This is a genomic window from Psychrobacter immobilis (genome assembly GCF_904846175.1).
Lineage (GTDB): Bacteria > Pseudomonadota > Gammaproteobacteria > Pseudomonadales > Moraxellaceae > Psychrobacter > Psychrobacter immobilis_E.
Genome location: NZ_CAJGZM010000013.1, coordinates 1 through 26,395 on the forward strand (window position 1 = coordinate 1; position 26,395 = coordinate 26,395).

The 26,395-nt window shown below is 43.3% G+C and carries 23 protein-coding genes and 1 other RNA gene; 10 read left to right on the forward strand and 14 right to left on the reverse strand.

The window, feature by feature from the left end; all coding sequences use genetic code 11:
• Positions 1-419 precede the first annotated feature (419 nt).
• On the reverse strand, positions 420-2,075 hold the full coding sequence (gene gpmI, locus JMW39_RS12160) for a 2,3-bisphosphoglycerate-independent phosphoglycerate mutase (RefSeq protein ID WP_201546872.1): 1,656 nt from the start codon (positions 2,073-2,075) through the stop codon (positions 420-422).
• 246 nt (positions 2,076-2,321) lie between these two features.
• Between gpmI and ssrS the strand changes: the two genes are divergently transcribed.
• Positions 2,322-2,517: non-coding RNA, 6S RNA (gene ssrS, locus JMW39_RS12165), on the forward strand.
• Between the two features lie 135 nt (positions 2,518-2,652).
• Here ssrS and JMW39_RS12170 read toward each other — a convergent pair.
• Entirely contained in the window at positions 2,653-3,282 is a 630-nt protein-coding gene (locus tag JMW39_RS12170; protein ID WP_201546874.1) for an FxsA family protein, read from the reverse strand.
• Between the two features lie 152 nt (positions 3,283-3,434).
• On the opposite strand from JMW39_RS12170, the gene ruvC reads away from it, so the two are divergent.
• Positions 3,435-4,019 carry a crossover junction endodeoxyribonuclease RuvC gene (ruvC, locus tag JMW39_RS12175; RefSeq protein WP_201546876.1) on the forward strand — a complete coding sequence of 195 codons (585 nt, stop codon included), beginning with the start codon at positions 3,435-3,437 and terminating at the stop codon, positions 4,017-4,019.
• Positions 4,020-4,166: 147 nt separating this feature from the next.
• Here the strand turns inward: ruvC and JMW39_RS12180 are convergent, their stop codons facing one another.
• The 5 genes from JMW39_RS12180 to JMW39_RS12200 form a co-directional block, all read right to left on the reverse strand.
• Entirely contained in the window at positions 4,167-5,186 is a 1,020-nt protein-coding gene (locus JMW39_RS12180) for an META domain-containing protein (protein ID WP_201546878.1), read from the reverse strand.
• A 315-nt stretch (positions 5,187-5,501) separates the two neighbouring features.
• Positions 5,502-6,164, reverse strand: coding sequence for a glutathione S-transferase family protein (locus JMW39_RS12185; protein WP_201546880.1), 663 nt, complete (start codon positions 6,162-6,164; stop codon positions 5,502-5,504).
• A gap of 238 nt (positions 6,165-6,402) precedes the next feature.
• Positions 6,403-7,041 carry a peroxiredoxin gene (locus tag JMW39_RS12190; RefSeq protein ID WP_201546882.1) on the reverse strand — a complete coding sequence of 213 codons (639 nt, stop codon included), beginning with the start codon at positions 7,039-7,041 and terminating at the stop codon, positions 6,403-6,405.
• Positions 7,042-7,288: 247 nt separating this feature from the next.
• Positions 7,289-8,053, reverse strand: coding sequence for a phospholipase D family protein (locus tag JMW39_RS12195; protein ID WP_201546891.1), 765 nt, complete (start codon positions 8,051-8,053; stop codon positions 7,289-7,291).
• A gap of 144 nt (positions 8,054-8,197) precedes the next feature.
• On the reverse strand, positions 8,198-9,937 hold the full coding sequence (locus tag JMW39_RS12200) for a glutamine--tRNA ligase/YqeY domain fusion protein (RefSeq protein ID WP_201546893.1): 1,740 nt from the start codon (positions 9,935-9,937) through the stop codon (positions 8,198-8,200).
• A gap of 273 nt (positions 9,938-10,210) precedes the next feature.
• Here JMW39_RS12200 and JMW39_RS12205 point away from each other — a divergent pair, with 273 nt between their 5' ends.
• Together JMW39_RS12205 and JMW39_RS12210 are read left to right on the forward strand one after the other, a co-directional pair.
• Entirely contained in the window at positions 10,211-10,726 is a 516-nt protein-coding gene (locus JMW39_RS12205) for a peptidylprolyl isomerase (protein WP_201546895.1), read from the forward strand.
• Between the two features lie 115 nt (positions 10,727-10,841).
• On the forward strand, positions 10,842-11,678 hold the full coding sequence (locus JMW39_RS12210) for a UDP-2,3-diacylglucosamine diphosphatase (RefSeq protein ID WP_201546897.1): 837 nt from the start codon (positions 10,842-10,844) through the stop codon (positions 11,676-11,678).
• 108 nt (positions 11,679-11,786) lie between these two features.
• On the opposite strand, the gene orn is transcribed toward JMW39_RS12210, so the two are convergent.
• Positions 11,787-12,380 carry an oligoribonuclease gene (gene orn / locus JMW39_RS12215; RefSeq protein WP_201546899.1) on the reverse strand — a complete coding sequence of 198 codons (594 nt, stop codon included), beginning with the start codon at positions 12,378-12,380 and terminating at the stop codon, positions 11,787-11,789.
• Positions 12,381-12,598: 218 nt separating this feature from the next.
• Between orn and rsgA the strand changes: the two genes are divergently transcribed.
• The 4 genes from rsgA to secB all read left to right on the forward strand — a co-directional run bounded on the left by rsgA (position 12,599) and on the right by secB (position 15,562).
• Positions 12,599-13,702 (forward strand): ribosome small subunit-dependent GTPase A, encoded by a 1,104-nt coding sequence (rsgA, locus tag JMW39_RS12220; protein WP_201546909.1) that lies wholly within the window; start codon positions 12,599-12,601, stop codon positions 13,700-13,702.
• Between the two features lie 157 nt (positions 13,703-13,859).
• Positions 13,860-14,309 (forward strand): rhodanese-like domain-containing protein, encoded by a 450-nt coding sequence (locus JMW39_RS12225; RefSeq protein WP_201546911.1) that lies wholly within the window; start codon positions 13,860-13,862, stop codon positions 14,307-14,309.
• A gap of 320 nt (positions 14,310-14,629) precedes the next feature.
• Positions 14,630-14,893, forward strand: a complete 264-nt coding sequence (gene grxC, locus JMW39_RS12230) for a glutaredoxin 3 (RefSeq protein ID WP_201546920.1) — start codon at positions 14,630-14,632, stop codon at positions 14,891-14,893.
• 216 nt (positions 14,894-15,109) lie between these two features.
• On the forward strand, positions 15,110-15,562 hold the full coding sequence (secB, locus tag JMW39_RS12235; protein WP_149488954.1) for a protein-export chaperone SecB: 453 nt from the start codon (positions 15,110-15,112) through the stop codon (positions 15,560-15,562).
• Between the two features lie 207 nt (positions 15,563-15,769).
• Here secB and adk read toward each other — a convergent pair whose 3' ends face one another.
• The 6 genes from adk to JMW39_RS12265 all read right to left on the reverse strand — a co-directional run bounded on the left by adk (position 15,770) and on the right by JMW39_RS12265 (position 22,948).
• A complete protein-coding gene (gene adk / locus JMW39_RS12240; protein ID WP_201546922.1) occupies positions 15,770-16,426 on the reverse strand; it encodes an adenylate kinase in 657 nt (218 codons plus the stop codon).
• A gap of 219 nt (positions 16,427-16,645) precedes the next feature.
• A complete protein-coding gene (gene ccmI / locus JMW39_RS12245; RefSeq protein ID WP_201546931.1) occupies positions 16,646-17,926 on the reverse strand; it encodes a c-type cytochrome biogenesis protein CcmI in 1,281 nt (426 codons plus the stop codon).
• Positions 17,923-18,471 (reverse strand): cytochrome c-type biogenesis protein, encoded by a 549-nt coding sequence (locus JMW39_RS12250; protein ID WP_413786239.1) that lies wholly within the window; start codon positions 18,469-18,471, stop codon positions 17,923-17,925. The genes ccmI and JMW39_RS12250 overlap by 4 nt, the downstream gene beginning before the upstream one ends.
• 59 nt (positions 18,472-18,530) lie before the next feature.
• A complete protein-coding gene (locus JMW39_RS12255; RefSeq protein WP_413786238.1) occupies positions 18,531-19,217 on the reverse strand; it encodes a DsbE family thiol:disulfide interchange protein in 687 nt (228 codons plus the stop codon).
• Position 19,218: 1 nt separating this feature from the next.
• A complete protein-coding gene (locus JMW39_RS12260; protein ID WP_201546935.1) occupies positions 19,219-21,228 on the reverse strand; it encodes a heme lyase CcmF/NrfE family subunit in 2,010 nt (669 codons plus the stop codon).
• Between the two features lie 385 nt (positions 21,229-21,613).
• Positions 21,614-22,948: a hypothetical protein gene (locus JMW39_RS12265; protein WP_201546937.1), complete on the reverse strand. Its 1,335-nt coding sequence runs from the start codon at positions 22,946-22,948 to the stop codon at positions 21,614-21,616.
• 696 nt (positions 22,949-23,644) lie between these two features.
• On the opposite strand from JMW39_RS12265, the gene mrdA reads away from it, so the two are divergent.
• Both mrdA and rsmD read left to right on the forward strand, forming a co-directional pair.
• Positions 23,645-25,636: a penicillin-binding protein 2 gene (gene mrdA, locus JMW39_RS12270; protein WP_201546939.1), complete on the forward strand. Its 1,992-nt coding sequence runs from the start codon at positions 23,645-23,647 to the stop codon at positions 25,634-25,636.
• Positions 25,637-25,688: 52 nt separating this feature from the next.
• Complete coding sequence (rsmD, locus tag JMW39_RS12275; protein ID WP_201546948.1) at positions 25,689-26,381, forward strand: 16S rRNA (guanine(966)-N(2))-methyltransferase RsmD; 693 nt, start codon at positions 25,689-25,691, stop codon at positions 26,379-26,381.
• Positions 26,382-26,395: the final 14 nt, after the last annotated feature.

The window sequence follows — 26,395 nt, forward strand, 5'->3', positions numbered from 1 at the left end:
GCAGGCACTTAGTTCAGTCGATTGAAGACAGTTTAAATAATCGACCTAGAAAGGTGCTAGGGTTTAGAACACCGCTTGAGGTAAAATCTAGCTTCGGGTGCGTTGCACTTCGATGTTGAATCCAAGTGGATATTCATGATTATAGGATTATTAATGACAAATGTCTTTCAATAACAATATCTTTTAAAATAACACTAAGCCGCTATTGAAGACTAGGATAGTCTTGCAAGTAACTTATGCGAAATGTATCGGGCAAAAGGTATAAGAAGCAATGTATCGAAAACGAGGCAGCAAAAACTATAAAAACAGACGTAAAAAAGGGAAAGATAATCAATATCTCCCCCTTTTTATCATGCTTAACGTTACTATTACGCTGTTAAAGCATCGACCTTAAGCACTAATACTATATGAGCGTATTATTATGCTGGAAGTAATAAATTTTCACCAGTCATCTCATCTGGCTGCTCGATATTCATCAACGCTAGAATAGTTGGGGCAATATCACTGAGCTTACCACCACTACGTACTTTTACTGCTTGCTCGCCAATATAAATCAGTGGCACGTGTTCAGTAGTGTGCTGAGTATGCACTTGACCACTTTCATAATCTTGCATCTGCTCACAGTTACCATGGTCAGCGGTGATGAGCATATCACCGCCAGCGGCACGCACTGCTGCCTCAACGCGACTAACGCATACATCCAACGCCTCTACCGCTTTAACCGCCGCATCAAAGATGCCTGTATGCCCAACCATATCACCATTGGCATAGTTGACTACTAATACATCATATTTACCTGACTCAATGGCCGCAACCAACTCATCCGTTACTTCAGGGGCACTCATTTCTGGCTTTAGATCATAAGTCGCGACATCGGGAGATGGGATTAAGATACGTGTCTCGCCTTTATACTCTTCCTCACGGCCACCACTAAAGAAAAACGTCACGTGCGCATATTTTTCAGTTTCAGCGATACGCAACTGGGTTTTACCTTTATCCTGCAAATACTCCCCAAGCGTATTGGTCAATGAAGTTGGATAATAAGCAATGCTGGTTTTTGGATTGGCTGCTAGAACGTCAGAATATTTAGTCAACATCACAAAAGCGGCAAGCTTTGGCTGTTTATGACGAGCAAAACCCGAAAATTCATGATCTGGAAGTACAAAGGCTTGCGCAAGCTCACGGGCACGGTCGGCACGGAAGTTCATGAAAATAAGCGCATCGTTATCATCGACGGTATATGGTATTTCATCGCGGCCAATGACAATCGTTGGATTGATAAACTCATCGGTTTCGCGCGCTTTGTAAGCAGCTTGTACCGCACCATCTGCACGCGTCGCTAAGCGATCCGCTTTACCTTCAGTGATAAGCTCATAGGCTTTTTGCACGCGATCCCAGCGATTGTCACGATCCATGGCATAGTAGCGCCCAATGATACTGGCAATTTGGACGCGACCACCTTCGTAATGGGCGTTGAGCTTCCCAATATGCTCCCGTAAGCGATTGATATACTTATCAGCAGACTTTGGTGGCGTATCACGGCCGTCTAAGAAGCAGTGAACAAAAACGTTTTTGGCACCGTGCACCAATGCTGAGTGACACATCGCTTCGATATGGTCTTGATTCGAATGAACGCCACCATCTGATAACAGCCCCATAATATGAACGTTGCCGCCAAGCTTATTAGCCGCTTTCACCGCATTGACTAAGGCTTCGTTTTTATAAAACTCACGATTGGCCACTTCACTTGAGATACGGGTTGAATCTTGATAAAGAACGCGACCCGCGCCCAAGTTCATATGTCCAACCTCTGAATTACCAAACTGACCATCCGGCAGACCAACATCTTCTCCTGAAGCAGATATTAACCCATGCGGATATTGCTGATAAATCTTATCTAGGTTTGGCATATCAGCGGCAGCAATCGCATTATCCTTATCGTCTTCACGATGCCCAAAACCATCTAATATCATTAAGACATGCGGCACTTTTTTATTTTGCTCGCTATCCTGCTTATTATTGAGCTGAGCCTGACTATCGTCGATAAATTCTGATTGCTGCTGGTTATGGGTCATGGATTACCGCTCCTCAAGTGAATGAACGCCTATAATGCTAAATTAGGATGTTTACAGCCCTCTATATTACCACACATCTCCAAATAGCTGAAAAATCACCCCTTTAAGTCCGTCATTAAGGGCTTTAAGCACCTTTATTTGCTAGAAAACACGCTTAAAACTCGACATCAATAATGCTAAGACCTAAACCTACGTAGCAATCTGTAAATCGTACTTGCAATCATTCAAACCATTGGTTAAGATAATTATATTCTGAAGTGTTGGCTAGTAGATGTTTATTCCCTGAGCCGATAATGCTTTACCAGGATGTGGTACCTATTGCTTCATTGTGTATGCCTGCACCGCTTGCGGTGTCTCAGGAAACCTGCAGAGGCAGTGACGCATCCGCCCTGAACTTCACGGTTCATGGGTCACCATCTTACGGCGGCACTTCGGTTGTTTCATTCAGTTATTAGCTATTTTATCTATAAATATTACCTTTATAAAAAATAGTTTTAACGCTCAAAAAGCCCCTTTCGTCAATGACAAAAGGGGCTTTTTTTATGTTTTATTGTCTGTTTGCTTATCGAGGAATTAATTATTCATCATTGGCAGACTTGGTGATTTTTTTCACATCTTTCGGAATAGTCTTTGCGGTACCATCAACGGTGGTATGCTGTTTAAACACATCGCCGAACGGGTTTTGTTGTTGGCCGAATGGATTTTGATTATTCATACCACCGGCACCGCCAAACGGGTTTTGACCACCCATACCGCCAGCACCGCCGAATGGATTTTGACCACCGCCCATTTGTCCACCCATCTGCTTAGCCATCATTTCCATCATTTTTTGCTGATTGTTCATGACGTAATTATTAGCGAAATCTTTAAGCTTTTTCTGCACGGGTGGCAATATTACCAACAATGCTAGCAAGTCACTGAGCACACCTGGAATGAGTAACAAGATACCAGCGGCTGCCATGGCGACACTTTTAATCATCGTTGATTCTTGTGGACGCATCGCAGGATTCATCATACCGCCGGCTTTCATCTGCTGTGCCATAGGATTAAGAGCGGCCATGCCTTTACGTAGCAGCGCGATACCGATAACGGCGGCGATAATAAACCACATAAACACCAACCAGCCACTCGTAAACTGAGCAAGCAAATACCAAAGCAGCATCTCGATAATAAACCATACGATGGCAATACCAACTATCTGACCCATAAAGCGTCGTCCTATAAAATAAAATCAATAAATTGAGCGCCATGCAAATTTAGATGGCTAACATATGATGTATATGGGGATTGATTGCTATACTATCAAACTTAAGGCTGATTTTTAAGTCATAAAACAAAATGTAAGCAAGATGGAACACTATGGCAATTATTATTGGGATTGATCCGGGTTCACGCATGACCGGCTATGGCATCCTACAACAAACAGGCGATAAGCTCACTTATATCGATTCAGGTACTATTCGTACTGATACCAAAGAGATGCCTGAGCGCCTAAAACGTATTTTTAATGGCTTAACGCGTATCACGCAGCATCATATAAAATATGCCGACGAGCCCATTTATACCGCGATTGAACAAGTCTTTATGGCAGAAAATCCGGACTCAGCGCTTAAACTCGGCCAAGCACGCGGCGCTGCTATTGCTGCTATGGTTGCTTTAGATTTGGAGGTATCAGAATATACCGCTCGCCAAATCAAACAAGCCGTTTGTGGTTATGGTGCCGCAGCAAAAGAGCAAGTACAAGAGATGGTCTGCCGCATCTTGTCTTTAGATGTCGTGCCACAACAAGATGCCGCTGATGGTCTTGCCTGCGCCATTTGTCATGCGCACTCGAGTCACTCTATGAACAAGATCCTGCTCAATAGCTCAATGCGCGGACGTGGTGGCTCTAAGAAAAAAGGCCGCTGGCGTTTGACAGAAGAAGACTTAGGTAATTTGCGTTAGCATAAAAAATAGATAATCATAAAATAAAGCAAACTCCCATAAAAAAACACGCCTCCAAACGGCGCGTGTTTTTTGTTTAAACTATCAGCAGTATTGCTGCTATTGTTTCACATAATAGAAACGACTAACCGAGTTACTCTAACAAACCTACTCTGCCACAGCACTCTCAATCACCGCATCCAACACATAAGCATACTCTTCGTCTTCTGCGCTTTCGTTATAGTCTAACTGATAACGCTGGAGACGTAATACTTCGTTATGCATGCCATCGGGCTGATAACCATCAATTTCACCAGTAAATGCCGACCATTTTCCTTCACTTACTTTAATACCTTGATCATCATAAGTAATGGGTTTCACTTGTAAACACATCTCTAAGCTATTTTCGGCGCAAACTATTTTCTTAGCATTTACTGCCCAAAATACCGTTTCACCCTTACTATTATATTTGGCCTGTGAGGTAAGTTTCCCTTCCCAAACTAACGTCGTTGCATCACTAGTGACTTGGGTCAATATCGGCTTATTAATCTTAAGATTTACATCTTTAGAGTTATCATTCTTAGAATCTTCATTTATTGAACTATTATTATCTACCACTAACGTTAATTGGCTCTCACCCTGCATCAGCTGACTTAAATCATTTTCTGCTTTATCAAGTTCACCACATGACATTTTGGTACTCATACCGTCTTCGATAGTTAACGTATGACCTTGCAACTCATAACCTGCGCTCATGGTATTGCAGCCAACGCTATAGCTTAAGGTGTTCTCACCTTGGTATTGGCTAAAAGATAAGCGCACTTGATCTTTAATATCTAGCAGCCTATTTAATGGCTGGGCGCTTTTATCAGTTGCCGACATCAGTGTCCAGCGATAACGAGAAAGATTGGCTATCATTTGTTCTTCAGCGCTCATCTCATCTGCCTTAGACTCAGCGTTTATAGTAGCATCGGCATTAATAGTATTACCATACGCTGCGCGCCCATTCGTATTAGCGCTTTCTTTTACGTCATTTTCATTGGGTATAGAGGCATCTTGGCAGGCACCTAATGCTAGACTTGCTGCTAAAATACTGGGCAACAAAGCAAACTTCGCTAGTCGCTTGGTAAGAGATAGGGTTGTATAAGATGGTATTGTATAAGATACAGCTTTAAAAAATGAGGCCATAACAGTCATACCTTGTGATTAAACTTTTTCCATAATCAATTTTTCACCATACAAATTTTCTATAATACAGACAGCGGTCGTATCTATAAGTGAGCGTATCTATTTTTGTAAAGTGTTCATAATTTGACCACTATAGCGCTGATGATAGGTATAGTTGTAACGAAGTGTTTAATTTTATATATCGATAGTAACGCTTCTTGTTAATTTTTCTGATTTAATTACTGGATTAAAAAAGTCCTGAGTAGCTAATAATACTCTTAGCTACTCAGGGCTTTTGCATGCATATAATGCTAAATGTATAAAAAAATTCTATATTCACTCACTTTCATGAGCAGGTTTGGCTTTTGCCATGTTTTTAATGCTAAAACGCTCATTCATCATCTGATAAAAACGCGCCAGATTATCCCCTTGCTCATTCGGGTTAACCTTAAGTATTTTGCCAAAATCTAAACCTAAATACAGCACAATATCAGCGAAACTTAACTGATCACCAACTAAGTAATCATGACCGTTTAAGGCATTTTCGAAATAAGGCAATGCTTTAAGCGCGCGGGCGATAGATGGCGCAACAAACTCTGGTACTTGTTCAACTCGCTGAGCTTTAGAGGGGTGACTATGCTGGAATGCGAGCATAAAATTATATAGCACTTCAAACTCAGCAATGCGGCGCATAGAGCATACTTGCGCACGCTGTACCACATCATTACCCATCACCGAGCGCTCGCCATAGACACGGTCAAGATACTCGCACACGGCTTGCGAATCATTAAGCACCGTACCATCATCTAATGTTAAAACTGGCACGGTCTGCATCGGATTTATTTTGGTAAATGCCTCGGACATCTGCTCATTAGTAGCAAAGTCAATATCGACCAAATCGAGGTCATCCATATCATCAACATTAATTCCTTTTGATGCCAGTAAGATAAGCGCTTTACGTGGATTGGGCGCGGTACGGGTGACGTATAATTTTTTCATAGCAAACTCCTTGTAAGATGGTCTCAAAAGCGACTCAGCGCTGATAGGCTTTATTATGATTATGGCAAATAGCGTTTGCATAAAGTTGTCAATGCGCTATGTAACAGTTATAGCCTACTCTGCTCATCATAGCAAAACCTTAACGCTAATAAAAAGCTGAAACATAAAAAAAGCCCCATAACATTAAGTTATAGGGCTTGTATTTATTAATCCATTACAACTACCAAATACCCTTTATTTATTTGTTAGGCGCAGGTGTAGTGCGTAAATAAGGCTTAATTTCTGTGTAACCTTTTGGATATTTGGCAGCGATATCTTCGTTTTTCACGCTTGGTGGAATGATAACGTCGTCACCATCTTTCCAATCAACAGGGGTCGCAACATTATACTCATCGGACAACTGCATCGCATCGATAACACGAACAATCTCATCAAAGTTACGACCACAGCTGGCTGGATAAGTCAGCGTTAAGCGGACTTTTTTCTTAGGATCAATAATAAACACACTTCTGACCGTCGCTGTATTATCAGCATTTGGGTGAATCATGTCATAAAGATCCGCAATTTTGCGATCAGCGTCAGCGATAATAGGGAAATTAACAGCTGTACCCTGAGTTTCTTCGATGTCACTTACCCACCCTTTGTGATCTTCTAAACCATCAACTGATAAGGCGATTGGTTTAACATTGCGCTTTTGGAACTCACCACCTAATGCTGCCGTACGACCAAGCTCAGTGGTACATACTGGCGTATAATCTGCAGGATGTGAGAAAAATACTACCCAGCTATCCCCTGCCCAATCATAAAAATTAATATCACCATCAGTAGTGATTGCATCAAAATTTGGTGCGGTATCACCCAAACGTAAATGTGCCATACTTAATTCCTTATTTATATTAGTGATGAGCGTTAGTATTTATTAATACCTAAAGGTATCTATGCGCTCTATTGTTATAAGCGTACCTAGTTATAAACGTATTCAGTTAATACTACACAATAACTCAAAGCACGTCAGCAAAAACGCTATCCTATCTTAGCAAACTGGTTATGAATGTCTTGTGAGAGATTGTAATGCGCTTATGCCATTTATTACTAAGTGCATAAGTTTACAGTTAAGAGAATAACTAAATTACCATTCCTGCGTCCCACAAACAAAACTCGCCAAACTTACCTTTTTTACTGGTACCACCAGCGGCACGTCCCGCATCTGTTAATACAAGCTCACCCTCTTGCTCTTGTACATAACCAGCGGCTAGCAATTTGTCATTTAACTCTTGGGTTTTAAAGCCCAGCTCTTTAGCGAGCTTTGCGGTTGTTAACTTTGAGTAATTAGGTGCCGCCATTTCTGCAGTAGGCTTAATCGCTACATTAATATCAGCATTGGCGTTAGTATTGGTATTATTAGAAGTGGTTTTATCGTCAGCCGCACCTTCAGATCCAGTCACCTTTTCAAGCGACATGCGCACTTCATCACTAATACGAATGATACGCTGTGCTTCCTCGTAAGTATCTGCATAAAGCTTGGCATCTTCATTACGATAAATCAGCACACCCATTTCATTATTATTGACCTGACTAAATTCATAAAGGTTCAAACTGGTAATGATGCATTCATTTTCATTCAAGTAGCATTTCGCATGCAGATTCTTGCAAAAGCTGGTACGGATAAAAGTTAGATTTTTAAGCCAGTTGATTTCTTCAGGTTGTAAATCATTTTTGCCATAAACGATACGAATATCGATTTTTAAGCGATTTCGATCTTCTAACAGCTCTTTGATACGATCATTTAGTTTGAGATAAGGGCTAATAATAATCAGCCTATCAGACGCATTTTTAATCAGTTCTTCTAAATGATAGGTTGTACCGCTACTGTTTAAAAACTTTGCCATGATTGCACCCTTAAACCTTATGCTTAAAATTTATACTTATTCACAAAAAAGCCCATCCCTAGCGTACTAGAAATGGGCAAGCTTGCAAACCACTATTGTTCAGCAATAGCTTAAATAAATATTAGCAATGTCAATCTTTATCAATTAAACAGGTTTATAGCTATCACGTAAGCTAACAATTTGGTTAAAGACGGGCTTATCACTGCTATGATCTTCACTATCAGAGATAAAGTAACCTTCACGCTCAAACTGGAAACGCGTGCCAGCGTCGGCATTGGCAAGTGACGGCTCAACCACTGCTTGCAGCTCAATCAATGAGTTAGGATTTAGCGCTTGATGGACATCAGCGACGCTACTTGGGTCTTCAGCACTAAATAACTGCTCATACATACGCACGGTGGCGGGTACGCCTTGGCTGGCTGATACCCAATGAATAACGCCTTTAACCTTGCGACCTTCAGGATTATTACCTAGTGTCGCCGAATCAATCGTCGCTTTTAGCTCAACCACATTACCAGCGTCATCTAAGATATGCTCAGTCACTGCCAATACATAAGTATTACGCAGGCGAATCTCATTCTTTTCTGGTGATAAACGCTTATAACCTGCTGGCGGCTCAATCTCGTAATCGCCTTGGTCGATATACAAGGTTTCAGTGAATGGAATCTCACGTTCGCCCATCTCGACATTCGGATGGTTTGGCTGGGTTAACCATAACGTTTGCGACTCATCGTCAAAACGCGCATTAACGCTATCCGCTTTTTCAGTTTCCCAACTGCTGACCGCTTCCGCAAAGTTAGTAATAGTCACTTTTAATGGCTTGAGCACTGCCATACCACGTGCAGTAGTCGTCTCTAATGACTGACGAATACTAAACTCTAATAAGCGAAAATCAACGACGCTGTCTACTTTGGTTACACCCACACGCTCACAGAAATCACGTAAACCCTCTGGCGTGTAACCACGGCGACGCATGCCAGCAATCGTTGGCATACGTGGATCATCCCAACCGCTGACGATATTTTCATCGACCAACTGCTTAAGCTTACGCTTACTGGTCATGGTATGGTCGACATTTAGACGAGAAAACTCATACTGATGTGGCGGTACTTCAAAGCCAATCTTATCAACCGCCCAATCATAAAATGGACGGTGATCTTCAAACTCTAGCGTACATAACGAATGCGTGATGCCCTCAATCGCATCAGAAAGAGGATGCGCAAAGTCATACATGGGATAGATACACCATTTATCACCGGTTTGATGATGGGCTTGATGCATGACGCGGTAGATAACAGGGTCGCGCATGTTCATGTTTGGGCTTGCCATATCAATTTTGGCGCGCAAAACCGCTTTACCTTCCGCAAACTTGCCATTTTTCATATCATCAAAAAGTTGCAGGTTTTCTTCGACACTGGCATCACGATGTGGTGACGGCGTGCCTGCTTCGTTAAATGACCCACGGTTTTCTTTAATCTGCTCAGGTGACTGCAAGTCTACATAGGCATCGCCCTGCTCAATCAACTGCACGGCCCACGCATACAACTGGTCGAAGTAGCCCGACGCATGATGCGCCTCTCCTGCCCACTCAAATCCTAACCATTCAACATCGTTCTTGATATTATCGATGTAATCTTGCTTCTCTGCCGTTGGATTGGTGTCATCAAAACGCAGGTTACAAACACCGCCAAACTCTTCGGCCACGCCAAAGTTTAAGCAGATAGATTTCACGTGCCCCAAATGCAAGTAGCCATTTGGCTCTGGTGGGAAACGCGTCACAATTTGGGGGTATTTTTGCGCCTTGACATCGTCACGAATGATATTACGAATAAAATCGTTTTTTTGTTCGTCTTTTTGTGCATTGTTGCTTGAGTGCTCACTCATCGGGCATTGCTCCTAAAGCAAATTGTCAGTTCATGCTACGTGCCATCACGTAGCATGGAAAATTCAAACCAAATCATTAAAAACAAGTTATTAAAAATGATAGTAAAAAGGTAAAGTTGCGTTATTCTATCAGCTTTTGCAAAGGCATTAACAGCCTGATACATGACACGAGATAAAAAAGCCGTTAGACTAGCTATAACTTTTTATCCACCAACTTTTTATCCACCACTTAACAGCGTCATTTTAGGCGCTGCAATCAAGAAGGAATATCCCATGGTAGACATGCCACCAGTAGTAGAACTAGACACCAATATGGGTGCGATCGTTATCGAACTCAATGAAGAAAAAGCACCTAAAACGGTAGAAAATTTTTTAAACTATGTAAAGTCTGGTCATTATGACGGCACGATTTTCCATCGCATCATTGACGGCTTTATGATTCAAGGCGGCGGAATGGACGCTGAAATGAATGAAAAAGCGACCAATGCCCCTGTTGAAAACGAAGCAGACAACGGTCTAAAAAACAATGCTGGTACGATTGCGATGGCGCGTACGCAAGATCCACATTCAGCAACCAGCCAGTTTTTCGTTAACGTAAAAGACAACGATTTCCTAAACCACTCTGGCAAAAACATGCAAGGTTGGGGCTATACGGTATTTGGTAAAGTAACAAGCGGTATGGACGTCATCGAAAAGATGCGCGGCGTACCAACTGGTCGTTTTGGCATGCATGCTGATGTGCCAAAAGAGCCAGTCGTTATCAACTCAGCGACCATTATCACTAAATAACTGTCACTAAATAACTGTTTCTCAGTAATCATTATTCAATAGTTATTACTCAGTAGCGATGAGTCTGTAAAAGCTTATGAGTCGTTACTGTTTAAAGTTACGAGGATAAGGATAAATGCAAAGTTTTGACCATCTAATTACCACCCGTCCTCATGAGGTGCGGCAAGTATTGATTAGCGATTTGCATTTATCGCCTGAAGAGCCTGCCTTAGTGCAGGCTTTTTTGGCGCTGCTTGAGGATTGCCTTGCTCTGCCTGCGCTCAAGCGCTTGTTTATCTTAGGCGATTGGTTCGAGGTTTGGCTCGGTGATGATTTTTATTTATCTTTATCCAACGAGGAACGACAAATACATTGGCTCACCCCGCTGATCGTTAAATTAAAAAAACTGAGGATAGCTGGGTGTAAGATTTTAGTCATGCATGGCAACCGTGATTTCTTATTAGGTCAGCCATTTTGCAATCTATTTGGTGGCGAGCTGATTTATGAGCCGTACACCTTAGCGGTTGGACAACAAAGCTATCGCTTAGAACACGGTGATGCGCTCTGTACTGATGATAAAAAATATCAGTTTTTTCGTAAAGTCATGCGCAATCGTCTCACTCAGTGGTATTTATTAAATAAATCGCTCGAGAAACGCTTGGCTATCGCCGATAAATTGCGCCAAAAAAGTCAGCAGAATAATGCCAATAAAGCCGCTTACATCATGGATATCAATGAAAATGCGGTGATACAAGCAGTGGCTGGTAGCGATGCTCTACTACATGGTCATACCCATCGCCCAGATATTCATAAAACCATTCACGGCAAAATACGCTACGTACTTGGTGATTGGCGATTATTAGATGGCGACAAACGCCAGCAAAAAGTCAGTGCGGTGATTGGCGCGGTGATAGAGGAAGCAGACTCAAACCATATCAAGTTTGATTTATTCGAATTCAAAATACAGGTTTAGTGCATCGCTGTTATCAGAAAAACACTTTTATTAAAAAGGGTCTACTAAATATTTAATAGACCCTTTTCATATTTGGCGGTTAACCTATCTACTCAAACCCACGGCTGATTAATCCTGCGGCATCAATTTAAAAAAGTGCTGACGATAGTGCTTTAGCTCACGGATAGAATCGCGAATATCATCTAACGCTAAATGACTACCGCCTTTTTCAAAGTTTCTGAGAATATCAGGACGCCAGCGGAAGCATAACTCTTTAATCGACGACACATCAAGGTTGCGATAATGGAAGAAGCGCTCAAGCTCAGGCATTTGGCGCGCCATAAAGCGGCGATCTTGGCAAATGGAATTGCCGCACATTGGCGACTTGCCACTATCGACCCATTTATTGAGAAACTTAATAGTTTCAGCTTCCGCTTCTGCCAATGTCACGGTACTACGGCGCACACGGTCAACCAATCCTGACTGCCCATGTTGCTTAGTATTCCAGTCATCCATTTTATTTAACACTTGATCTGATACCTTGATCGCAAACACAGGCCCTTCGGCAAGGACGTTTAAATCCTCATCCGTCACCACGGTCGCAATCTCGATGATTTCATCGTTTAAGGTATCAAGTCCGGTCATTTCTAGGTCAATCCATACCAGCCCTTTTTTACCTTGGTTTCTGATTTTAATCTTATTGGGATGGTCATCGGTACTCATATCTTGTCCTATGGTCAATAAAGTTTGGAACAACTTGCGAGCAATGTTAGCCAATTAAACTAACTATAAATGGTCGTGCTCAAATCATATATTTTGCGCTTGGTTGGCTATAATGTCTAAAACATTACAAAACCACTATCTGCTAGCGGCGCTTTAGGCTGTATGTTAGCAAATTTTCACGCTACACTTAGCAATATTTTTCTAATAGGTCACAACCCATGGCATTAATCCGGCAACGCAAACTGACTAAACAGCAGATTCGTCGCATCGACAAACAGCAGCTTGACAGTCAAGACAGCATCGATGACAGTTTGATGGATGGCGTGGTCATGGCGCATTATGGTAAGCAGCTAGAAGTACAAGTGACTAGCTTGCCGGCAGTAATTCCCGTGCAGCCGGAGATTGCGCCGGATGATCCTGAGCCGTTTTGGCAAGAGCTGGGGTTAGGCGATATTTGGCGCTGTCATGTGCGTACCAACTTACCGATGCTAGCCGCGGGCGACCAAGTGCGCTGGAGTGCTGACCCTAATACTGGCTTTGGACGTATCGAGTCGGTCAAGCCACGCACTTCTCTGGTTTCGCGTCCTGATCGCTATCATAAGCTCAAACCCGTCGCCGCCAACGTCGATATTTTGGCGATTGTGTTTGCGCCGCTTCCTGCCGCTGCACCGACGCTCATTGACCGCTATTTGGTCGTTTGCCATCATGCCGGTGTCAAGCCGCTATTGGTACTTAATAAAGCCGATCTGCTGGCGCAAGAAAACGGCGTCGATACCAATGAGCTACTCGCACAGTATGCAGCGCTTGGTTATGAGAGTGTGCTCACCTCGGTCGCTTGTCCTGAAAATATTGCTGATAGCGATGAGCAAGAAGGACTCGATGAATTAAAACGCTATATCGATAAAAAGCTGGTTATTTTTGCTGGGCAATCAGGTGTCGGTAAAAGCAGTCTCATTAATGCTCTCCTACCCGAATCAGCACAGAGCGTCAATATCATCTCTGAAAACTCAAAACTTGGTCAGCATACCACCACAACCAGTCGCTTATTGCCATTTAACCCAGATGACTTAACCCAAGGCGGTATTGTTGATACCCCTGGTATTCGCGAATATGGCATTTGGCATTTAACCCCTGATGACATCATCTCAGGTTTCGTTGAGCTTGTACCACTGGCAGGTGATTGCCAGTTCCGCGATTGTCGCCATACGCATAACAGCAAAGGCTGCGCGTTATGGCAAGCAGTAGCGGATGGTGAAGTATTGCAGCGGCGTGTTGAAAACCTGGTGACGCTACGAGAAGAGGCGGATACTAAACCTTATTAGCAGAATTAGCAGATGTGTCTAAAGGTTATTGATAAAGTAACGGCGAAGTCATCGCCCGTTTACTATAGATGACCTTATCGGTATAATAGCGCCTTGTTCACTATCGTTGGGCTGTCTTCTCAGCTCAACCGAACACTTATTTTTTTGGAGGTATGGTTTGGATCGTGCGCTGGAATTTGTGGGCAACCACCCGTTTTTATTTGGTATATTAGCCGTACTTGCCGTGCTGTTTTTTGCTATTGAAAACAAACGTAGTGGCAGAAAAATATCGCCCAACACCTTGGGCATGATGGTTAACTCGCAAAATGCGCAGCTGATCGATATTCGCACCAAAAAGAAATTTGAAACCGGTTATATCCAAGGCAGCCGCAATATACCTTTTACTGAACTCAAAGACCGCATTGAGGAAATTCGTGCGATTGAGCACCCAGTTATTATCATCTGCGATATGGGCATACAGGCAGGCGCGGCAGTACAAATGATTGGTAAAGACAGTGTCTATCGCCTAGAAGGCGGTATCGGCGGCTGGCAAGGCGCTGGTATGCCATTGGTCGGGATAAAAGATGCCAAACCTAAAGGCAAAGCCAAGCCAAGTTTGCATAAGTAAGACAATAGATTAAGCTGTGATTTCAATCATGCTAATAGCTATACAGTCTTAGTAACCTGCAGCGTTAATCAAAAAGACACCTGTTAAAAGGTGTCTTTTTTTATGCGTTAATGATGCTACCGTCAGCGCTTTTCAGCCAACACTGCTTGAATTTGAGACAGCCATCCCCACTTTATACTGAGCAGCAGCAAATATAGCTGCTATTTACGTATCGATAACGGATGGTATTAATGACTACCCTATAATTTCTTCATCTCATTATTTATCATATTACTTATAATAAAACGACTTACCCATAAATTTATAATTAAGGATTAACCATGACTGTCTCTGTGCAAGTTTATACCACTCCTATCTGCCCATACTGCTCAAACGCTAAAAAGTTATTGCAATCTAAAGGCGTTGATTATGAAGAAATCGGCATGCATGACATCAGCCGTGAAGAGCGCCAAGCATTGATGCAAAAAACCAACAACTATCGTACGGTGCCGCAAATTTTCATTGGTGATACCTTTATCGGTGGTTTTGACGAACTCAACCAAATGAACCAGCAAGGCAAACTTGACGAGCTATTGGCGGGTTAATTTGCTATCTTGTTTTACGGTCTGTTTTTATCTAGGTAAAAATGGACCGTAAAACAAGATAAATCGTCTAGCTAAAAGATAAGCTTGCCAAAAAAAACAACTGGCTAAGAAACATCGAGATAAAATCTCAAACCTTAGTCTCGATTTATATTACAATGATATGTTGTTACAATAACAGTTTGCCCCATTATTTGATTAACTTTTAGAGGAATTACCATGGCTGAAGAACAGGCACAACCACAATTGGCACTAGAACGCATTTATGTAAAAGATATGTCGCTTGAAGTCCCAGGCGCAGGCGTATTCACCAAAGAGTGGAACCCTGAGCTTGATATCAATCTATCAAGCAATGCCGAAAAACTGGATGACGATCATTACCAAGTAGTATTGACAGTCAGTGTCAATGCTAAAAACGCTGAAGAAGCGGCATTTATCGCTGAAGTTCATCAAGCGGGTATCTTCTTATTAAAAGATATCCCAGAAGACCAAATCGGTCAGATTCTAGGCGCTTATTGCCCGAACGTGTTGTTCCCATATGCGCGTGAAGTGATCAGCGACATCGTCACCCGTGGTAGCTTCCCGCAGTTATTGCTTGCACCAGTCAACTTTGACCAAGCGTATGCACAAAGCCAACAGCAAGCCCAAGTTGATGCGCAAGGTAACGCGTAAGCCTTAGCAGGATAAAGCCTTAGCTAAGCTACATTAAAATAATAGTAGCTAAAAGCCGTTTACTTCTCTAAGTAAGCGGCTTTTTTTATGGACGTTTTTTAGCGTTTATTTTAACCATAAAAAAACCCTGCTGCTCGTGATTACAAGTAGCAGGGTTTTGAATATGACTGTTAATCAACAAGTCCTATCAGCAATTCTAAAAAAGCATTAGCCTTTTAGCGCAGATAAAATTTGCTGTTTAACATCATCAATGCCTTGAGTGCCATCAAATTTGTCATATTTAGGAGCGTCACCGCCCTCTTTAGCTTTATCTTGATAGAAACCAACCAAGGTTGACGTCTGCTCATGATAAGTCGCTAGACGGTCACGAATGGTCGACTCTTTGTCGTCTTCACGCTGAATCAATGGCTCGCCCGTCACATCGTCAATACCTTCTTGCTTAGGTGGATTGTGGTCGATATGATAAACGCGACCAGAACCTGCATGCTGACGACGACCAGATAGACGCTTAACGATTTCATCATCAGGAACGCTGATTTCAATCACATGGTCAATCGTCACGTTGGCATCTGCAAGCGCTTGGGCTTGTGGAATAGTACGCGGGAAACCATCTAAAATGCAGCCATTGACACAGTCAGGCTTAGCGATGCGTTCTTGCACGAGGTTAATGATAAGATCATCAGAAACCAAACCACCAGCGTTCATTACGTCTTTGGCTTGTTTGCCAAGCTCAGTGCCTTCTTTGATGGCGGCACGCAGCATATCGCCCGTTGAGATTTGCGGGATATCATATTCTTTAGAAATGAACTGGGCTTGGGTGCCTTTACCGGCGCCTGGTGGACCTAGCAAAATAATACGCATCATTATACGACTCTCCTTAAAAGATAGGATTTTGGGACTAATAAAACTTAGGGATTGGTGGGTTGCAGAGCTTACCTTACCTTGTGGCTTTCAAAAGCTCAAGTATTTTTAGTCTTGATGCGGCAAGTTACGATGACTTATCTGTTCATGAGACAAGGTTGCGCGCCGCTGAAAGCACAACGGCGCGCATTTATTAGTGATTTAGAAGTTGATATAAGCTCATTAAGGAACCTGTTGATTAATAGCCACATTGACCTGATTTTGGTCGGCGCTAATCACCACAGGATTACCCGATAAATCGCCTGACTCCGCATTGGCGGTACCGCTATGGCTGATACGCGCAATGACCGCAAGCTGGACTTTATCGCTTCGAGCAGAAGCTAGCGTGCGCTCAGGCATCATAGCATCTAAGTCGCTTAGGCTAATATTTGCTTCACCCTGCTTAATCACGCTGATTGGTAGACGTTTGGCGGCAAATGGTGGGCCACCTTTCACATCACGAATGGCGACAAACAACACATCATCCGCTTTGACCAATGGCAATAGACTAGCATTAATAGAGACAGTCACCTCAATGCCTTCAGAAGCTTGCTGCTGCTGAGCCGTGACACTTGCACTCAACTCATCAAGACTTGTCAGCGCTTGGCTATGGTCACCCGGTTTAGCCGCAATACTAGCGCGTAAGCGCTTAATCCAGCCTTGTGCTTGCTCAAAGTTATTACCACGTGCCTCACCCATTGCCATCAGCATTTGAGCGCCTTCATGTTGCGGATTTTTTGCTAATACGTCCTGCAAGACGCGGCGACTATTGGCATCGAGCTGGCCTTTATTGGCAAAAAAGCTGATTTGCGCATAAGTGGTGGCAATCTCTTCGTTGTCTGGTGACAAACGATAAGCCCGTGACAAGGCTTCAAGTGCTGAGTCGGTTGCTTCTAATGATAAGAATAGTTCAGACAGACGCATCCAGCGATCAGGGTCATCAGCATGACGATAAACGTTGGTCTGCATAGCACTAATCAGTTGCGTGCCATCTTCAATCGCCCAAGCAGGCGGCTGATCGATTTTACCAGTTAACAAGTCATCTGCTACTTGCGCAACTTTATCTTCGGCCTCCCACAGATTAAATACCGGTGTTCGGTCGCTGATTAAAAAGTACGCTAGCCCCGCTAATACTGGTACCCATACCATGACAATTAAACGGCTTTTGATACCGGGTGCAACCATTGGTGTCACAGTACGCTGCGCATCCAATAGCTGGCGCTCAAGCTCGAGCTTTTGATTTTGGTAATGCACTTCATCAATAGTGCCACTGTCTTTATCAGTCTTCAACTCTGCTAGGCGTTCACGGAATACTGCTATATTGATGTCTAGCAGCTGATTGTCAACCGGCTTATCTCGTAAGCGTGATGCCCGCAGCCATGGCATGATAATAATCACCGCCAGTAACAGTGCGATAAATAAGCTTAGGGCAATAAATAAGCCAAAAGTAGAAAATAGGGTCATTTTTTGTCCTCTGTACTGGTGATGTCATGTTCGCTATTAGCATTGCTAGTACTATTGTTATTGCTACGCGACAACAAACGATCGAGTTCCGCTTTTTCTGTAGCCGATAACGCCGCAGCGCCATCTACAGTGACTCCACTTTGACCACGGGCAACGCGCTGGCTGCGTTTACTTTGCCAAAACCAGCCAATCACCAACACAATCAATAATAATGGTGGAAAAAACCATAGTATCCAAGTCGAAGGACGTACTGGCGGCTTATACGTAATAAAGTCGCCATAACGCTCTTGCATATAAGCACGTATCTCAGCATCACTACGACCTTCTTTAATCATGTCATAGGTTTTTTGCTTTAAATCTTGCGCAATAGGCGCATCAGAACCCGCTAGGTTTTGGTTTTGGCATTTTGGGCAGCGCAGCTCTTCGATAAGGCCGCGATACTGCGCTTCCTGCTGTACTGAGTCAAAATCATAAACTTCAATCGCTGCCTGCGCACTAAAACTCATGGCCAAACTGATAACAAAACTCAGTAAACACGCAAGCACTAAGCCTGCAATCTTTATTGCGATGCTTTTTACCTGTATAACTTTTAAGTAGAAGGCATTCATTTACAAACCTCCTGAACTTGCTTGGGGTCTGGACTGACATTTTTTTTGTCGGCTTCATTAAGCACCATCAAACAAGGTGTGATACGACTTTGCCAATTGCTCTCGTTAATCTCACCAACGATATGCTGACGAATAACACCTTCACCATCAACCACAAAGGTTTCAGGTGCCCCTGTCAGGCCCAAATCTAGCGCAAACTGACCGGATAAATCCTGAATAGACATCGAAAATGGATCACCGCCGCGGTTTAAATACCCTAGAGCGTCACCGATATCATCTTTATAGTTCACCCCAACCAAATTGACACCGCGCTCTTCTAATTGCATTAAAAAAGGATGCTCGATGATACAAGTTGGGCACCAAGAACCCCAAATATTCATCAAAAATGGCTGATCAGGGAGATTGTCATTGGTCATAATACGGCTGGTATCTGACAATAATGGCAGCTCAAACGTCGGTACTGGACGCTCAAGCGCAGTGTTGGTAACGATTTCCGTTGGCTGACCCAAACGCAGGTACAGCATGACCATAAAACCAGCAAAAACAATCAGCGGAATTAAAAACCATATTCTGATTTGACTTTTTTTCATGGTTTTAGGAGCTTTGTTGTTAGCAGCACATTTGTTTTCAGGCGTGACTTTATTATCAGGCACTTTTTGGGAAGAATTGTCTGATTGACTCATTTTATTTCTCCCCTATTTCAGCTTCAGTGATAAAACCTGCTTTATTCGCCGCCATTTGAGCGGACGTTTTGGTTTTTTTAATACGATAACGGCTATCGAGCATACTTAATAAACCACCTAATGCCATGATAATCGCGCCAAGCCATATCCAGCGAATCAGTGGCTTAACATAAATACGTACCGCCCACTTATTACTGTCTTCAGCGATAGGCTCGCCGAGTGCCACATAAACATCACGCATAAGGCTAGCATCAATCGCTGCTTCAGTCATTGGCATCATACTAATCACATAAGTACGTTTTTCAGGATACAAGGTCGTCACTTTGCGACCGTTTTTGGTCACCTCGACCTGTGCTTGCACACCATCAAAGTTGCTACCTCTGACCTCATGGAAGTCTTTAACTTCAAAGTCATAACCTTGCACATGTACAGTATCATTTTCGCCCAGTGCCACATCGCGCTCAATACTCAAGGTACTGGTAAAGGCAACACCGATGACGGCTATTATTACCCCAATATGCGCGGTCTGCTGACCCCAATAGCTCAAACGTAACTGACCCAAACCTTTAAAGAAACTTGGTGCATTTTTGGTTTTGTCTTTAAAATCAACAACCATCCAAAACAACACCCAAAAACTCACCGCTAGTGTCACACCAATATTAAGCATACCGGACGGGCTGACAAAATAAGCAATAATCGCCGCCAATACCAGACTGCTGACCGCAATGACCATGCCAACGCCCAATAGCGGACGACTGTCTTTCTTCCAGCGGATATTAGAACCCATACCCATCGCGATCAACAGCAACCACGTTAATGGCACAAATAGCGCATTAAAATATGGAGGGCCTACAGAAACTTGACCCAAATTAAAGGCGTCAGCGATGATAGGATACAGCGTACCGAGCAGTACCACCAAGGTTGAGATTAGGATAATAACGTTATTAATCACTAAAAATGATTCACGCGATATCAGCTGATATTGACTTTCAACCGTCAAACGCCAACCACGGATGGCAAACATCAGCAGTCCACCACCAACGATAATGCCCAAAATCACTAAGATGACCAGACCACGCGTTGGGTCGGCAGCAAACGAATGCACCGAAGTAATAACGCCAGAACGTACAAGGAAAGTACCCAATAGACTTAAGGCAAAAGCAAAGATGGCCAGCATAATGGTCCACGCTTTAAATACACCGCGCTTTTCAGTCACTGCCAACGAATGCAGCAAGGCTAAACCGGCAAGCCAAGGCATCAATGAAGCGTTTTCTACCGGATCCCAGAACCACCAACCGCCCCAGCCAAGCTCGTAATACGCCCACCACGAACCCAAAGCGATACCAAGGGTTAAGAAACCCCATGCTGCCAGCGCCCATGGACGCGACCAACGGGTCCAGACCGCATCTAAGCGCCCTTCCCATAATGCTGCCATACAAAAGGCAAATGGCACGACCATGCCCACATAGCCCATATATAGCATCGGCGGATGGATAATCAAACCGAAATCTTGTAGTACAGGGTTTAAGTCCGCGCCATCGACCGGCAAGTTTGGTAAAGTGCGGTCAAACGGTGATGAGGTGAAAATCAACATTGCCAACATCATCATTTGTACGCCAGCCAGTATCACCAGTACGCGTGCGCGCATCGACAATGGCAAGCCACGGCTAAAGTACGACACCAAGGCACACCAAGTGGCCATGATGGTCATCCAAAGCAGTAGCGAGCCTTCATGCCCGCCCCACGTCGCGGACAATTTATAATACCAAGGCAGCAGGGTATTAGAATGCTGAGTGACGTAGACCAAGCTAAAGTCATTAAAATAAAAGCCTGCCATCAAAGCGCCAAACGAGATAGCCATGGCCGCAAACTGCGCCCACGCTAAACTTGGTGCGAGACGCTGCCAAGCAACTTGGTCACGCATGACGCCGATCGTTGGTAATACCACCTGCAAAATCGCCAATACAAAGGCGGCCAGCAAGGCAAAATAACCCAATTCTGTGATTAACATACGGTCTAACCTTGTTTACCTTGGATACTGTCTAAGTTTGCTCGAGCGCTGTTATTTTATGAATAATAAAAGCTACCGAACTGTATTAGAGAATCCTTAATGCGGTCATAGTTTACGGTTGTAAATTCAGGTTTTGTGGCTATAGCAGCCGCTAAAACCCGCTACTATTATCATGATTTTTATTAATAGTTCTTATTAACGGTTTTTATTAATGATGTTTATTAACAGTGTTTATAAATGTCGTTTATAGCTGTGATTTATTACTATCATTTGCTTACCTCTCAATTAGAAAAGGTATTTTAACTATTATCTTTTACTTACATTTATTGCTTTTTTAATGTCTAAAGCACAAAGGCTTAAAGGTATTGTATAAAGCGTGCCCACCTTACTGCATTGCGGGGAAAAACACCAAAACCAGATGTAACCAACCTGCCAAAAAGCCAGTCAAACCGCCAAGGACAATCAGCGTCATCTCATCTTCACGAAACGCAGGACGCAATAGGTTTTGAAACTCATCGGGTGATAGCGCGCGAATACGGTCGCGAAACAATCCAAATATTTTACTGGCTCGGCTTTCATTGAGCTCAGGGTCGCGCAGTGGCACCATGGTCGCGACGATGGATTTATCGATAATGGTATTTTTCAATTGCCCAAACTCGCGGCGACCCAGCCCTACTCTTAATGTCGTACTAATGACTGGCGATTCTAACACTTTATACAGGTGCGATTTCATCAGCTCACGCGTTTCCGCAGCGCGGTCACCGTACATCATCTCATTCATGATGTTCTCTAAGGTCACCAAATCTTTAACCACAATTTCAGCAAAAACCTCAGAGACTTCCTCTTGGCGCTTCATAAAGCCGCCTTGGAAACGGTACCGCGCAATATGTGGCAGCTGCGGCTTAATAAATGGGAAGCGACTTTGCAGCGCAAAAAACTTTACATAGGGAACAAAATGTGGCTCGACAGGGTTAAAGACCATCCAAATCGCAATCCAGTTGGTGAGGAAACCCCAAATGGCAGCAAAAAACGGTACCGTCCAATGCTGCGGTACCACTAAAAATATAAACATTTGGATAATACCGAATATCAAGCCAATCAAAGCACTGATATGCCAAATGAAATCAATCTCTTTTTGCCCAACTTTTAGAAACATATTGACCATCAAACGACGATCGCTTTCCATCTTATTGACAATCATCTTACGCATATCGACCAAATCTTCGACATGATAGGTTAAATCCGTCACCAAGGATTGCATAATATTTGGCAATTCTTGGTGCGCTTGGGCATAAACGCGGCGCTTTAATGCATAAGGAAGATTGCCCCACAGCGCTGGCGAGTGGTCAAGCATAATCTCATCAATCAAGGTTTCAAGGTTTTCATCGACCGCATTGGTGATAAATACCGCCATCTGATCCGGTTCCATGGCTTTAAAGAACTCATCGAGCGAGCCGAGCTTTGAGAGCGTCTGGTCAACGATCACGCCAGATATCTTGCCCGCTTTGCGCGGCACAATCCCTTGCCAGCCTAAACCCGGTAAGCCAAAGAATGGAAAGTTTGGAATCCGAATACCCCAAAACTTAACCGGATAAAACAGCATTTTGAGTGCCATCCACACGTGTATCCATGTGACAAATGCGGTCACTGGTGGGATGGTCAGCATGGCGAAAAACTCGGGATGCTCCGCTATCGTCTGCCACAATGAATTTGCATCCATGACTCTAATTATCCTTGAGGTGATGATTGTCGTTGTTAAGCAAATATCCTTAGTCGATTAAGAACGCTCAGTAAAAACGCTCTATCCTCAATAACCACTGAATTAAATAACGCTGTAACTGGCTAAAATAAATCGCCTGATTTTAGCATACTTGCCATTCATTAGCACATAGCCAGCCTAGGCAAGTTGTGACTAGCGATGGCACGTTTTAGCTAATGCCTTTAATCCTAAAACGTTTACTATCAACTAGTGGGATTAAGCTTTAGAATATTGCTATTGATTGTGCCTAGTCTAATGAAATGAAAACCACAAGAACAACAGCAAAAATCTCGATAAAAACTAAGGCAGCAGCAAGGCTATGGGGGTATAAATATAGATAATACTCACAATGATGATTGGACAGAATAAATAACTGCCTACTGCGTCAGCGCATTTATTCTGTTATAATTTATGGTTGCCTGAGGCAAATTATCAGTCGCCGACTGCAAGTAAATTAATTGACCCTATGTTGATAATTAATTGATTCTATATTGATAAGTATCACGCTATATTATTGAAATACTTTGGCTTATCCTTTATGCTCACCTCCCTTTGAATGAGCGCATCGCGCTATCTATCTTTCACAGACTCTTACTGATTTATTGACCATCGATTTATCAACGACCGCCTCACTGACCGTCCGGGTACTGACTTTATATGAAAAAACCGCTCGCTCCCGATACCGAACAGGTTAATCGTATTTTTACCAGCCGTATTATTATCCTTGGACTGTTGATGTTTTTGGGTTTGATCGCTTTGATCGCGCGTTATGGTTATCTGCAAGTGTATGCCCACGATAAATACACCACCCAAGCCGATAACAATCGTATTAAGCTGATTTCTGCGCCGCCCAGTCGCGGTTATATTTACGACCGTAATGGCGTTATCCTCGCTGACAATCAGCCGGTATTTACCGCTATGCTCAGTCCCGATGAAGTAGAAGACCCAAAACGTACACTTAATCTGCTTGCGCCTATTTTTGATTTAACAGATGAAAATATCACCGATATTTTGGCACGTTTAAGTAAAACCAAAAACGACCCGGTGACCATCAAGATTGATTTGACTGAGGCGCAATTGGCGCAGTTTAGTGAACGTCAGCCGTTTTTTCGTGGGGTCAGTATTCAGAGCAAACTCACGCGCTCTTATCCTTATGATGAGCTGTTTGCCCATGTCATTGGTTATGTCGGACGTATTAACGATAAAGAATCTAAGCAAATCAATAAAGATCGCTATGCGGGTACCGACCTCATCGGTAAGATTGGTATAGAGGATTTTTATGAAGATATCTTGCTCGGACAGCCGGGTTATCAATCGGTAGAAACCGATGCGCACGGTAATATCTTACGTCAACTCGATACCAAAGCGCCTATCGCGGGCAATGACATTACCCTAAGTCTAGATTATGGCTTACAAACCGTTGCTCAGCAGCAGCTTGATGGTCGCCGCGGGGCAATCGTCGCTATTGACCCAAAAAATGGTGATGTATTGGCGTTCGTCAGTAACCCAAGCTACGACCCCAATCCATTTATATCCGGTATATCCTTTAGAGATTATGGTGACCTGCGTGAAGACCTCGACCAGCCGCTTTATAATCGTGCGCTACAAGGTACCTATCCACCCGGCTCAACCATTAAACCTTTTGAAGGTTTAGGCGGTATTCATTACGGTTTACGCGATTGGGAAACAACTATTTACGACCCCGGTTACTTTAGCCTGCCTGGTGATTCGCACCGTTTTCGTGATTGGAAAAAAGGTGGTCATGGCACGGTTGATTTGAAGAAATCTATCGTGATGTCGGTCGATACTTATTATTATAAACTGGCATATGAGATGGGCATTCAGCGTTTGCACGATTGGATGGTGCGCTTTGGCTTTGGTGAACAAACGGGTATTGACCTGCCCAATGAAAAACCAGGAATTATGCCATCACCAAAATGGAAAAAAGACACTTATGATAAAGGTTGGCTACCGGGTGAAACCATCTCGGTCAGTATCGGACAAGGTTATTTCTTAGCGACACCCCTGCAGATTGCTAATGCTACTGCCATGACCGCTAACAAAGGCTACCATATCACCCCGCATTTATTAAAAAGTAGCGATGGCGCAGCGGCGGTCGATGTGATTACCAAACCTGATGGTAAAATCGACTATAACGGCAAACCTTCTGATTGGGTGCGCATGCATGATGCCATGGAACAAACCGTTAAGGCGGGTACAGGACGCGGTATTTATACGCCGCGCTATCGCATTGCCGGAAAAACGGGTACAGCACAGGTAAAATCAATTGCACAAGGTAAAAGCTATAATAAATCTGCGCTGGATAAGCGCCACTGGGATCATGCTTGGTTCAATGGTTTTGCACCCGTAGAGAACCCCGAGATTGCCCTAGCGGTATTGGTCGAAAATGGCGGCGGCGGTAGTGTTGTTGCTGCTCCTATCGGTCGTGCGTTGTTTGATTATTGGATGTTACAGCGCGAAAAAAATCCTATTTTGCCACCTACTCCAGATCAATTAAAAGTCATCAAACGCCAAAAAGCCTTTGATAAAGCCATGCGTGACGCCGTACGTGATAAAGAACAAGCGCTCACAGAGCAAAAAGAATCGCAAAACGCTAAATCTACAACCACCGCTGCTACTTCTGAGTAATGTTAGAGTCAATCAATAAAAAAGTTAATGAAATAATGACTAAGAAAACGCTATGAAAAAAACATCCAGTACACGACAACCTGAAAAAACGCTTAAAGTAAAAACAAAAAACAGTGCTGCTGGTGATGTGCGTATTATCGGTGGGCAGTTTAAGCGCCGTAGCGTGAGTTTTATCGATGCCGAAGGCTTGCGTCCGACCCCAGACCGTTTGCGTGAGACCTTATTTAATTGGTTAATTGCTGATATTCATGACGCCCAAGTGCTTGACAGCTGCGCTGGTAGCGGCGTTTTAGGCTTTGAAGCGTTATCGCGCGGCGCCGCTTATACCACCTTTATCGAAACAAACCCTGCACAAGTCAATATGCTGCGCCAAAGCGCCGAGCAATTACGACTTGAGGCTAGTAGTTACCAAATCATTCAAGGCACAGCTGAACAAGTCCTGACCCAAAACCAAACTATTCAGCGTCATTTTGATATTGTCTTTATCGATCCGCCTTATGCGCAAGATTTGTGGCAGCCTATTTTAATGGCATTGATAAAACAATCCTTAATCAGCGCAGAAACGCTTATTTATTTAGAAGCGGATAAAGATTTAACCCTTCAACTTAATCAATTAGTAGTAAGTCTTAACGAAAGCTCTGAGCCTCAAACAGAGACAACACAAGACATTATAGGTTTTGAATGCCTAAAACAAACTAAAGTTGGACAAGTTGTCGCTGGACTTTATCAGCTTTCACCGTCATAATTGTCGGGTTAACG

What these genes read in the sequence shown, in the direction of transcription:
- gpmI (WP_201546872.1), bottom strand. Translation starts at nt 2,075, where the DNA reads ATGACCCATAACCAGCAGCAATCAGAATTTATCGACGATAGTCAGGCT.
- JMW39_RS12170 (WP_201546874.1), bottom strand. Translation starts at nt 3,282, where the DNA reads ATGGGTCAGATAGTTGGTATTGCCATCGTATGGTTTATTATCGAGATG.
- ruvC (WP_201546876.1), top strand. Translation starts at nt 3,435, where the DNA reads ATGGCAATTATTATTGGGATTGATCCGGGTTCACGCATGACCGGCTAT.
- JMW39_RS12180 (WP_201546878.1), bottom strand. Translation starts at nt 5,186, where the DNA reads ATGGCCTCATTTTTTAAAGCTGTATCTTATACAATACCATCTTATACA.
- JMW39_RS12185 (WP_201546880.1), bottom strand. Translation starts at nt 6,164, where the DNA reads ATGAAAAAATTATACGTCACCCGTACCGCGCCCAATCCACGTAAAGCG.
- JMW39_RS12190 (WP_201546882.1), bottom strand. Translation starts at nt 7,041, where the DNA reads ATGGCACATTTACGTTTGGGTGATACCGCACCAAATTTTGATGCAATC.
- JMW39_RS12195 (WP_201546891.1), bottom strand. Translation starts at nt 8,053, where the DNA reads ATGGCAAAGTTTTTAAACAGTAGCGGTACAACCTATCATTTAGAAGAA.
- JMW39_RS12200 (WP_201546893.1), bottom strand. Translation starts at nt 9,937, where the DNA reads ATGAGTGAGCACTCAAGCAACAATGCACAAAAAGACGAACAAAAAAAC.
- JMW39_RS12205 (WP_201546895.1), top strand. Translation starts at nt 10,211, where the DNA reads ATGGTAGACATGCCACCAGTAGTAGAACTAGACACCAATATGGGTGCG.
- JMW39_RS12210 (WP_201546897.1), top strand. Translation starts at nt 10,842, where the DNA reads ATGCAAAGTTTTGACCATCTAATTACCACCCGTCCTCATGAGGTGCGG.
- orn (WP_201546899.1), bottom strand. Translation starts at nt 12,380, where the DNA reads ATGAGTACCGATGACCATCCCAATAAGATTAAAATCAGAAACCAAGGT.
- rsgA (WP_201546909.1), top strand. Translation starts at nt 12,599, where the DNA reads ATGGCATTAATCCGGCAACGCAAACTGACTAAACAGCAGATTCGTCGC.
- grxC (WP_201546920.1), top strand. Translation starts at nt 14,630, where the DNA reads ATGACTGTCTCTGTGCAAGTTTATACCACTCCTATCTGCCCATACTGC.
- secB (WP_149488954.1), top strand. Translation starts at nt 15,110, where the DNA reads ATGGCTGAAGAACAGGCACAACCACAATTGGCACTAGAACGCATTTAT.
- adk (WP_201546922.1), bottom strand. Translation starts at nt 16,426, where the DNA reads ATGATGCGTATTATTTTGCTAGGTCCACCAGGCGCCGGTAAAGGCACC.
- ccmI (WP_201546931.1), bottom strand. Translation starts at nt 17,926, where the DNA reads ATGACCCTATTTTCTACTTTTGGCTTATTTATTGCCCTAAGCTTATTT.
- JMW39_RS12255 (WP_413786238.1), bottom strand. Translation starts at nt 19,217, where the DNA reads ATGAGTCAATCAGACAATTCTTCCCAAAAAGTGCCTGATAATAAAGTC.
- JMW39_RS12260 (WP_201546935.1), bottom strand. Translation starts at nt 21,228, where the DNA reads ATGTTAATCACAGAATTGGGTTATTTTGCCTTGCTGGCCGCCTTTGTA.
- JMW39_RS12265 (WP_201546937.1), bottom strand. Translation starts at nt 22,948, where the DNA reads ATGGATGCAAATTCATTGTGGCAGACGATAGCGGAGCATCCCGAGTTT.
- mrdA (WP_201546939.1), top strand. Translation starts at nt 23,645, where the DNA reads ATGAAAAAACCGCTCGCTCCCGATACCGAACAGGTTAATCGTATTTTT.
- rsmD (WP_201546948.1), top strand. Translation starts at nt 25,689, where the DNA reads ATGAAAAAAACATCCAGTACACGACAACCTGAAAAAACGCTTAAAGTA.